Below are 9,882 nucleotides of genomic sequence, written 5' to 3' on the forward strand. Positions count from 1 at the left end.
CGGCGGCGGCCACGAGCCAGGGCCGCGGCCCGAGCCAGGGACCCGGCCAGGCCCAAGGCCAGGGTCAGGGCCAGGGCCAGGAGCGCCCGAGCAGGCCGCGCCCGGAGGAGCGCCGCTACGACGTCGGCACGACCGGCCAGTCCGGGGCGAACCGCCCCGGCGGCATGCCCCGCACCAAGGCCGAGGGCCAGCCCGGCAACCGCGGCAAGCGCGGCGGCCGGAGCCTGCCGGCCCGTCCGCGCGAGCTGGACGCGCAGATCGAGGAGCGCAACCGCGAGCGGCACAGCAAGCCGAAGCTGAACCTCCCCAAGACCTTCCCCGGCGCCGAGCAGGAGGGCGAGCGGCTGCAGAAGGTACTGGCCAGGGCCGGCATGGGCTCCCGCCGGGCCTGCGAGGAGCTGATCGAGCAGCGTCGCGTCGAGGTGAACGGCAAGATCGTCACCGAGCAGGGCCTGCGGGTCGACACGGACAAGGACGAGGTCAAGGTCGACGGGCTGACCGTCGCCACCCAGACCTATCTGTTCTTCGCGCTGAACAAGCCCGCCGGGGTCGTCTCCACCATGGAGGACCCCGACGGCCGGCAGTGCCTCGGCGACTACGTCACCAACCGCGAGACCCGGCTCTTCCACGTCGGGCGGCTGGACACCGAGACCGAGGGCCTGATCCTGCTCACCAACCACGGCGAGCTGGCGCACCGCCTCACCCACCCGCGGTACGGCGTGCAGAAGACCTATCTGGCCGCCATCCAGGGCCCGCTGCCCCGCGACCTGGGCAAGCAGCTCAAGACCGGCATCGAGCTGGAGGACGGCTGGGCGCGCGCCGACCACTTCCGCGTGGTGCAGAACACCGGCAAGAACTACCTGGTCGAGGTCACCCTGCACGAGGGCCGCAAGCACATCGTGCGGCGGATGCTCTCCGAGGCCGGCTTCCCGGTCGACAAGCTCGTCCGCACCAGCTTCGGCCCGATCCCGCTGGGTGACCAGAAGTCCGGCTGGCTGCGCCGGCTGACCAACACCGAGGTGGGCATGCTGATGCGCGAGGTCGATCTGTAACCCCCGCCCCACCGAACGCCGTTCAGCACGAACGACCGGATCGTTCCGCTGGAAGCCCTCCTGGAGGCCCGCCTCGCAGCCCTCCTGGGAGCCCTCCCGCGCAAAGCCCTCGCGCCCGGAGCCGCCGACCGGCTTGGATGACCGTATGACCACCATCCGAGCCGATCTCCGCTCCGCCGCGGGGGCTTCCCGCTGCCCCGGAAACGACACCACCTGCCGGCTCCGGCCGGTCGCCGGATGAACGCCGGCCGGCGCCCGGCCACCGGGGCGATGATCGGGCTGGCGCTCGGGGACGCGCTGGGTTTCCCCACCGAGTTCAACACGCTCGCCATGATCGAGGCGAAGTGCGGACCGTGGCGGGGGATGGCCCTGCCCCGGCCGGCCTTTGTGACTGACGACACCCAGATGACGCTGGCCTTCGGACGCGCGCTGCGCACCGCCGCGGGACGCGGCCGGCTGACCCCGCTCCGGCTGCTCCGGCCGCTGCGCGAGGAGTACGTGGAGTGGTGGCGCTCCCCGGAGAACAACCGGGCGCCCGGACGGACGTGCCTGACCGCGTGCGAGCTGCTGAGCCGGCCGGAACGCGTCTGGCAGCAGGCGAGCCAGCTCGGATCGAAGGGCTGCGGGGCCAATATGCGGGTCGCCCCCGCCGCCCTCGTCCCCGGCCTCGACGAGCCCTCCCGGTCCGGCGTGGCCCAGCTCCAGGCCGCACTCACCCACGGCCACCCGACCGCGCTCGCCGCCTCGGACCTGACCGCGTACGCGGTGCGGGTGCTCGCCGAGGGCGCCCGGCCCGGCGAGATGCTCCCGCTGCTGCGGGAGTACGTCGCCGCGAGCCGCTCCCGTTACCTCGACCACTGGCTCGGCGACCTGTGGACGTACTCCCAGGACCCGACGCCCACCCACTTCGTCGAACGCGGCTGGGACGAGTGCGCGCAGGCGCTCGACCGGCTGGAGCGGGCGCTGGGGGAGCGGGGACGAGGAGGCGGATCCCTGCCTGGTCACCGGGGCCGGCTGGGTCGCGGAGGAGGCCCTCGCCACCGGGCTGCTGTGCTTCCTGCTCTTTCCGGAGGAGCCGCTCACCGCGCTGCGGCGGGCCGCGTACAGCTCCGGTGACTCCGACTCCATCGCCTGCCTGACCGGCGCCTTCGCCGGCGCCCACCTCGGCGCGGACGCCTGGCCCGCGCACTGGGCCGACGGGATCGAGTACGGCGAGGAGCTACGCGCGCTGGGCGGGCTCTGGGACGCCGGGCGGGCGGGGGGCTGGAGGCCGAGGCGTGGCGGACCCGGAGCAGGAAGTCCTCCACCCGGGCGCGGTCCGGTTCCTGCGGGAGCGGGCTGCGGACGACCGCCGCGTCCATCTCCTCGTGCAGGGTGCGGATCCAGGCGCGGACCTCCTCCCAGCCGAGCTCGCCCCGCTTCACGGCGAGCAGCCGCTCCCGGTGCTCGCCGACCTCCACGCCGAGCCGGCCGCTGCGCAGCAGGTCCCGCCCGCTGATCAGCACCCGCAGCAGGTGCATCGCGGATTTCCAGCGCCACTCGCCGCTGTCGCGCAGATCGGCCTCCACCCGGCCCAGTTGCCGGGCCGCGTGGCCGCGGAAGCTCGCGGCCACCCGCCGGGACAAGAACGCCTCGCGCAGGTCCAGCAGTTCGCGTCCGGTCGCGTCCGCGTACTCGACCAGCGGTGAGTACAGGCACTCCAGCAGACCCGGGCTGCCCCGCAGTGCCAGCGCGCAGAACCGCTCCAGCTCCCAGGACACCTGCTGGTCCAGCGGCCCGGCGACCCGCGCCGGCGGCTTCTCGAACCGCCAGAACAGCGCGGTGGGCGCCACGAACACCCCGCGCCGGTCGGTGTCGCCGGAATGCTTCGCGAGTCCGAAGGCGCGGGGACCCAGGACACAGGAATAGACCGTGTGATCCCTGACAAGGGCATGGCCCAGCGAGCCCGGCGCGTCGTGCATGGAGGCGATTATCGCCACACCGTGCGACCGGGCGCCGGAGAATCGATGCTTCCTCTGGTGAGCGGGAGGGTATCGGGGCTGGCGGGAAGAAACGTGTCCCGTCGGGCTGATGAGGTGCACGGGACCGCCGGGCCGCCGTCTCGCCCTGCGGGCCGTCGCCCACCGGGCCGGCGAGCGTCATTACTCTTGGCGGGAGACACCGGCCAGCCCGTTCCGGTGCGCCCCGCTCAGTGAGGACCGCCAAGGTGAGGACCGCGCTCGTCATCGGAACCGGGCTGTTGGGAACCTCCGCCGCCCTGGCGCTCAGCGCCCGCGGCATCGGTGTGCACCTGGCCGACCACGACGACTCCACGGTGCGCACCGCCTCCTCGCTCGGCGCGGGCACCGCGGGCATCCCTGCGGAGCCGGTCGACCTGGTGATCGTCGCGGTGCCGCCGGCCCACGTCGCCCCCACCCTCGCCGACGCCGTCCGCCGAGGTCTGGGCCGCGGCTACCTGGATGTCGCCAGCGTCAAGGGCGGTCCGCGCCGCGACCTGGAAGCCCTCGGCTGCGACCTCAGCCGCTACATCGGCACCCACCCGATGGCCGGCCGGGAGCGCTCCGGGCCGCTGGCCGCCACCGCCGACCTCTTCGAGGGCCGCCCCTGGGTGCTCACCCCGACCCCGGCCACCGACACCGAGGTGCTCAATCTGGCGCTGGAGCTGGTCGCACTGTGCCGGGCCGTCCCGGTCGTGATGGACGCCGACGCGCACGACCGCGCGGTGGCCCTCGTCTCGCACACCCCGCAACTGGTCTCCAGCATGGTCGCGGCCCGGCTGGAGCAGGCCGAGGAGGCCGCCGTGCGGCTGTGCGGGCAGGGCATCCTCGACGTCACCCGGATCGCCGGGTCGGAACCCGGCATGTGGATGGACATCCTGGCCGCCAACCCCGGCCCGGTCGCCGACGTGCTCGCCGAACTGGCCACCGACCTCGCCGAGACCGTCACCGCGCTGCGTGCCCTGCAGAGCGCCGACGACGACAAGCGGCGCGGCGGAGCGGCCGGCATCGAGGACCTCCTGCGCCGCGGCAGGTCCGGCCGCGCCAAGGTCCCCGGCAAGCACGGCACGGCCGCCAAGGCGTACGAGGTGGTCGCCGTCCTCATCGGCGACCAGCCCGGCGAACTCGCCCGCCTGTTCGCCGACGCGGGCGCGGCCGGCGTCAACATCGAGGACGTCCGGATCGAGCACTCGACCGGCCAGCAGGCCGGGCTGGTCCAGCTCATGGTCGAGCCCCGCTCGGCGCCCCGGCTCGGCCTGGCCCTGCGGGAGCGCGGCTGGGCGCTGCGGACGTAGCCCGGACACCTCCCGGGGTCAGCCCGACACCTGCGGGGGAGCGAGGCTTGCCCGGGCACCCCGGGCACCCCGGGCACCCCGGGCACCCCGGGCACCCCGGGCACCCCGGGCACCCCGGGCACCCCGGGCACCCCGGGCACCCCGGGCACCCCGGGGCTTCCGGGGGCGGCGGGAAAAGCCCGTGGCATCGGGTCCCCCGGACGGCCGGTAACCTTGAGGGATGGCATCCGGCCCGCGCCGGGCCGTCCCGCCCCCCGATCGCGTGCACGAGGAAGGTCCAGCCCTGTGGAAAATCCGGTAAGTCCGGTGAACCCGGTGATCGTCGCCATCGACGGCCCCTCCGGCACGGGCAAGTCCAGCACCTCCAGGGCGGTCGCCGCCGAACTCGGGCTGAGCTACCTGGACACCGGTGCCCAGTACCGGGCCATCACCTGGTGGATGCTCAGCAACGGCGTCGATGTGAACGACCCGGCCGCCGTCGCCGACTCCGTCGACAAGCCGGTGATCGTCTCCGGCACCGACCCCGGCACCCCGGCCATCAGCGTCGACGGCCTGGACGCCAGCGGCCCGATCCGCTCCGCGGAGGTCACCGCGGCGGTCAGCGCGGTCAGCGCGGTGCCCGAGGTGCGGGCCAGAATGGTGGCCTACCAGCGCAGCACGACCGCCGCCGCTCCCGGCGGCATCGTCGTGGAGGGCCGCGACATCGGCACCACCGTGCTGCCCGCCGCCACCGTCAAGATCTTCCTCACCGCGTCGGCCGAAGCCCGGGCCGCCCGCCGCAGCGGGGAGCTGAAGGGCGCGCAGAGCGTCGCCGACACCCGCGCGGCGCTGATCCGCCGGGACGCCGCCGACTCCGGCCGCACGACCTCGCCGCTGGCCAAGGCCGACGACGCCATCGAGGTCGACACCACGACACTCACCCTGGAGCAGGTCATCGAGCGCGTCGTGGCACTGGTCGAGGAGAAGCGGGCGCCCCGGTGACATCGCAGCTCGCCGCTCCACCGCCCGGCCCGCGCGGCGCTGCGGTGGCACGCGGCATCGGCATCGGCCTGATGAACGGCCTGTGGCGCCCCCGGGTGCTCGGCGCCTGGCGGGTGCCCGCGCGGGGCCCGGTCATCCTGGCCGGCAACCACAGCCACAACGTCGACGGACCGATGCTCATCGGCACCACCCCGCGACCGATCCACTTCCTGGTGAAGAAGCAGGCGTTCGTCGGGCCGCTCGACCCCTTCCTGCGCGCCATCGGCCAGATCGAGATCGACCGGGAGAGCGTCGACCGCACCGCCATCGCCAACGCGCTCGGCGTGCTGGCGCGCGGCGGCGTGCTCGGCATATTCCCCGAGGGCACCCGCGGCGAGGGCGACTTCGCCCAGCTGCGGGCGGGCCTGGCCTACTTCGCGCTGCGCTCCGGCGCGCCCGTCGTGCCGGTGGCCGTGCTCGGCAGCGCCCGCAAGGGCCGGATGGTCGCCGCGCTGCCACCGCTGGGCGCCCGGATCGACGTCGTCTTCGGGGATCCCTTCGAAGCGGGCGACGGCAGCGGGCGCCGTACCCGCAGCGCGCTGGACGCCGCCACCGTGCGCATCCAGGAGCGGCTGACCGCACACCTGGCCGGGGCCCGGCAGGCCACCGGCCGCTGAACCCACCGGCCGCCGCACACCGCGGACCGGCCCGGTTGCCGCCACACCGATTACGGCAGCCACCACTGTCGACCGACGGAGAGACCTCATGGACCAGCACGACCAGCACGGCGACATCGGCGCGCTCGGCGACGCCGAATACGCCGAGTTCATGGAGCTCGCCGCCGAAGAGGGCCTCGACCTGGACGAGGTGGCCGGCGACCTCGCCGAGATGGGCCACGGCCCGCTGCCGGTGCTGGCCGTCGTCGGCCGGCCGAACGTCGGCAAGTCGACGCTGGTGAACCGCATCATCGGCCGCCGCGAGGCGGTCGTCGAGGACCGTCCCGGCGTCACCCGCGACCGGGTGTCCTACGAGGCGAACTGGAACGGCCGCCGCTTCAAGATCGTGGACACCGGTGGCTGGGAGCAGGACGTGCTCGGCATCGACGCCTCGGTGGCCGCGCAGGCCGAGTTCGCGATCGAGGCCGCCGACGCGGTGGTCTTCGTGGTGGACGCCACCGTCGGCGCCACCGACACCGACGAGGCCGTGGTCAAGCTGCTGCGCCGGGCCGGCAAGCCGGTGGTGCTCGCCGCCAACAAGGTCGACGGCCCCGCCGGCGAGGCGGACGCCGCCGCGCTGTGGAACCTCGGACTCGGCGAACCCCGCCCCATCTCCTCGCTGCACGGCCGCGGCACCGGCGACCTGCTGGACGCCATCTTGGAGGCGCTGCCCGAGGCGCCCGCGATGACCTTCGGCGACGTGGTCGGCGGCCCGCGCCGGGTCGCGCTGATCGGCCGCCCCAATGTCGGCAAGTCGTCCCTGCTGAACCGGGTGGCCGGCGCCGACCGGGTGGTGGTGAACGAGGTGGCCGGCACCACCCGGGACCCGGTGGACGAGCTGATCGAACTCGGCGGCATCACCTGGAAGTTCATCGACACCGCCGGCATCCGCCGCCGGGTGCACCTGGCCGAGGGCGCCGACTACTACGCCTCGCTGCGGACCGCGGCGGCACTGGAGAAGGCAGAGGTCGCGGTCATCCTGGTGGACGGCAGCGAGATGCTGGCCGAGCAGGACACCCGCATCATCACCATGGCCGTCGAGGCGGGCCGGGCGGTGGTCATCGCCTACAACAAGTGGGACCTGCTCGACGAGGAGCGCCGCTACTACCTGGAGCGGGAGATCGAGCGCGATCTGGTCCAGGTGCAGTGGGCGCCGCGGGTCAATGTCTCGGCGCGCACCGGCCGGCACATGGAGAAGCTGGTACCGGCCATCGAGGCCGCGCTGGCCGGCTGGGAGACCCGGGTGCCCACCGGGCGGCTCAACGCCTTCCTGGGCGAGCTGGTGGCCGGGCACCCGCACCCGATCCGCGGCGGCAAGCAGCCCCGCATCCTGTTCGGCACGCAGGCCGGCACCCGGCCGCCGCGGTTCGTGCTGTTCGCCTCGGGCTTCCTGGAGGCGGGCTACCGGCGTTTCGTGGAGCGCCGGCTGCGCGAGGAGTTCGGCTTCGCCGGTACGCCGATCCAGGTGTCGGTGCGGGTGCGCGAGAAGCGCGGCCGTAAGAAGTAGCGGCGCCGGGTTCAGCGGCCACGGGCCGGGTCTGCCGTCCCCCGGCCGGCATCCGCCGCCTCCCCCGCCCCGTCGGCTCCGTCGGCCCCCGTGGGCCCGCTGCGGCGGGCTCAGCCCGGCCGGTTGTCGCCGCGGCCCGGGGGCAGCGCCGCCGGGCCGTTGCCGCGGTGGCGGCCGCCGGGCGCGAACGGCTGGTACTGGGTGCGCCAGGCGGCGACCCCGTCGAAGTCCAGCCCTTCCTCACCGGTGCGATCACCCGGCAGGGTGCGGAAGAGCCTGCGGTATTCGGAGTACAGCGCGTCGTAAATCGGTGTGCCGCTGCCTCCCGCGGAGTCCTGCGCGATGCGCATGGACGGGATGTAACGCTGGTAGGGGGCCCGGGAGGCGTCAAAGGTGTGCACGTATCAGCCAACGAGGCCGGGACGCGGCGGGATGCGGGCCGCACGGTTGAATTACCGATCTTTGACGGCGCCAAAGGGGTGACGGCATGCCGAGGGGCGCGCACGGTATGCCGATGCGCGCCCCGCAGTGCTTCACCCGGGCAGCCGGGCCGGTAGGCCGCCTGGTCCCCCCGGTCGGGTGCCTTGTCAGGTCCCCGGTCAGATCCCCGCTCAGGTGCCGGTCAGGTGCCGGACAGCGGCATCGTGGCCGCCACCAGCTGACCGCGCGAACAGGCCCGGGCCAGCGCGTCGCGCATCAGGTCCTCACGTGGCTGGCGGCCGATCGAGCCGGCCGGCCCGGCGTACACATACACCTCGTTGCTCCGGCTGACGGCCGCCCGCCAGCCGTCGCTGACCTGGAGCGGCTGGTGCGCCTGCCACCAGGCGGTGGCCGGACCGCCCCCCGTGCCGGGCTGCAGCACCGCGTGCAGCTTGCCCATGGCCAGCAGCACCGACCAGCCGGGCAGCGCCGACGGCCGCGCGTCCAGATCCAGCTGCGGTACGAAGCCCTGCTCGATCAGCAGCGGCAGGAAGTCGTCGCCCCCGCCGTCCGCGCCCACCCGGGCCACCGGTCCGGTCGGTTCGACCACCAGCGCGGGGCGCAGCTGGTCCTCGACGATGATGAGCCCGCAGGTGATGCCCAGCACCGCCTGCCGGGGGCCGGGCTCGGGCGCCGCGGGCGCGGGGACGGCGGGCTGCTCGCCGTCGCCGACCGAGAGGCTGCGCACCGCGCCCTGCAACTGCGACTCGGCGACCGGCACCACCTGGGAGGGGATGCACGCCGCGTGGGCGAAGGCCAGCACCGCCGTCTCGTCGCCGACGAAGAGCACGGTGCTGGTCGGCTCCTGGCCGGTGTCGCCGGGGGTGCGGCAGGAGGTGCAGTCGTAGGTGCCCGGCGCGTTCTCACCGGTGAGGAGTCGCTGGGTCTCCTCCTCGCCGATCTCGGCTCGTACCTCGTCACTCACGTCGAGCATGGGCGCCACGGGAGTCTCCTTGAAGTGCGGTGCTGCGGTCACTGAGTGACAACGGATGGTCTGTGGCAGGAGTCACGGTTTGTGGCGTATCTCATTCCGTCATTCGTCGCGGTCGGTGAAATTTCCCGGCATTCCCTCACGGAATGTCGAACGAACGTATGGACGAGGTGAATTGGCGCTGTGAGGTGACTCACGGTCAGCGTCCGGAGTATCCGTACATACGACGATACACGGCGGCCAAGAATCGCTGTTCTGCCGCTTGTTACCAGTGGTAACTGTCAACTGGCCTGCGGGGAAAAGGAATTGTTTGCCCGGCTGCGCGGGCACTGCCTAGATTCGCCCGCCGTGTGCAGAGTGCACCGCCCGGGTTCGGACGGGCGCCGCCTCATGAGGGAGGCGGCGCCCGTTCTCGGCGCAAGAACGGGGAACCCCGGGTCCGTGGAGAGGAAATCCATGGTCTTCAGCTGCAAGTACCGGCATACCGCGCTGCTCACGGGCGTGGCCGCCCTCGCTCCGCTGGCCGTGCTGGCCGGCGCGGGTGAGTCCTCGGCGGCGGACAGCTCCGTGTGGGACCGTATCGCCCGGTGCGAGAGCGGCGGCGACTGGCACATCAACACCGGCAACGGCTACTACGGCGGGCTGCAGTTCTCCGCCTCCACCTGGCGGGCCTACGGCGGCGGGGCGTACGCGTCGACCGCCGACCGGGCCAGCCGCGGTCAGCAGATCGCCATAGCGACAAAGGTGCAGCACGCGAGCGGCTGGGGCGCCTGGCCGGTGTGCTCCCGCAAGGCCGGCGCGTACGGTTCGGCGCCCGCCGCCGACCAGCCGGCGGCGACCGGCGGCAGTCCGGCCCGGTCGGCGGAGCCGGCCGGCCGTGCCCGGTCCGTGCGGCCGGCGCGGCCGGTGCCACCGGTGCGCAGAGCGAAGATCAGGCCCGCCGC

The 9,882-nt window shown here is 73.8% G+C and carries 8 protein-coding genes and 2 pseudogenes; 7 read left to right on the plus strand and 3 right to left on the minus strand.

The features are described from left to right. On the plus strand, positions 1–1,052 hold a 1,052-nt coding region (locus tag GA0115240_RS03505), incomplete at its 5' end, for a pseudouridine synthase (protein ID WP_107407086.1). 237 nt (positions 1,053–1,289) lie between these two features. Continuing rightward, positions 1,290–2,301 (plus strand): annotated as a pseudogene (locus GA0115240_RS03510) (ADP-ribosylglycohydrolase family protein); the annotation flags it as partial. Between the two features lie 7 nt (positions 2,302–2,308). On the opposite strand, the pseudogene GA0115240_RS03515 reads toward GA0115240_RS03510, so the two are convergent. Continuing rightward, positions 2,309–3,013: pseudogene (locus tag GA0115240_RS03515) on the minus strand (DNA polymerase beta superfamily protein); the annotation flags it as partial. Positions 3,014–3,258: 245 nt separating this feature from the next. Between GA0115240_RS03515 and GA0115240_RS03520 the strand changes: the two are divergent. From GA0115240_RS03520 to der, 4 genes are all read left to right on the plus strand, one after another. Next, positions 3,259–4,344 carry a prephenate dehydrogenase gene (locus tag GA0115240_RS03520; protein ID WP_093735173.1) on the plus strand — a complete coding sequence of 362 codons (1,086 nt, stop codon included), beginning with the start codon at positions 3,259–3,261 and terminating at the stop codon, positions 4,342–4,344. Between the two features lie 285 nt (positions 4,345–4,629). Beyond that, a complete protein-coding gene (gene cmk / locus GA0115240_RS03530) occupies positions 4,630–5,325 on the plus strand; it encodes a (d)CMP kinase (protein ID WP_093735174.1) in 696 nt (231 codons plus the stop codon). Between the two features lie 71 nt (positions 5,326–5,396). Then, positions 5,397–5,981 (plus strand): lysophospholipid acyltransferase family protein, encoded by a 585-nt coding sequence (locus GA0115240_RS03535; RefSeq protein ID WP_093735180.1) that lies wholly within the window; start codon positions 5,397–5,399, stop codon positions 5,979–5,981. An 88-nt stretch (positions 5,982–6,069) separates the two neighbouring features. Next, positions 6,070–7,527: a ribosome biogenesis GTPase Der gene (der, locus tag GA0115240_RS03540; protein WP_093735175.1), complete on the plus strand. Its 1,458-nt coding sequence runs from the start codon at positions 6,070–6,072 to the stop codon at positions 7,525–7,527. Between the two features lie 110 nt (positions 7,528–7,637). Here der and GA0115240_RS03545 read toward each other — a convergent pair whose 3' ends face one another. Further along, the gene (locus GA0115240_RS03545) at positions 7,638–7,877 is read right to left on the minus strand and encodes a hypothetical protein (RefSeq protein ID WP_202450991.1); all 240 of its coding nucleotides are present in this window, start codon (positions 7,875–7,877) and stop codon (positions 7,638–7,640) included. Between the two features lie 272 nt (positions 7,878–8,149). Beyond that, complete coding sequence (locus GA0115240_RS03550) at positions 8,150–8,950, minus strand: hypothetical protein (RefSeq protein ID WP_161301988.1); 801 nt, start codon at positions 8,948–8,950, stop codon at positions 8,150–8,152. 444 nt (positions 8,951–9,394) lie between these two features. Between GA0115240_RS03550 and GA0115240_RS03555 the strand changes: the two genes are divergently transcribed. Beyond that, positions 9,395–9,882: transglycosylase family protein (locus GA0115240_RS03555; RefSeq protein WP_093735178.1), on the plus strand; the 488-nt coding region annotated here is incomplete at its 3' end.

This window comes from Streptomyces sp. DvalAA-14 (assembly GCF_900091855.1).
GTDB lineage: Bacteria > Actinomycetota > Actinomycetes > Streptomycetales > Streptomycetaceae > Actinacidiphila.

Excerpts from the sequence above, each read along its gene's own strand:
- der (WP_093735175.1), top strand. The coding sequence starts at position 6,070 with ATGGACCAGCACGACCAGCACGGCGACATCGGCGCGCTCGGCGACGCC.
- GA0115240_RS03535 (WP_093735180.1), top strand. The coding sequence starts at position 5,397 with ATGAACGGCCTGTGGCGCCCCCGGGTGCTCGGCGCCTGGCGGGTGCCC.
- GA0115240_RS03545 (WP_202450991.1), bottom strand. The coding sequence starts at position 7,877 with ATGCGCATCGCGCAGGACTCCGCGGGAGGCAGCGGCACACCGATTTAC.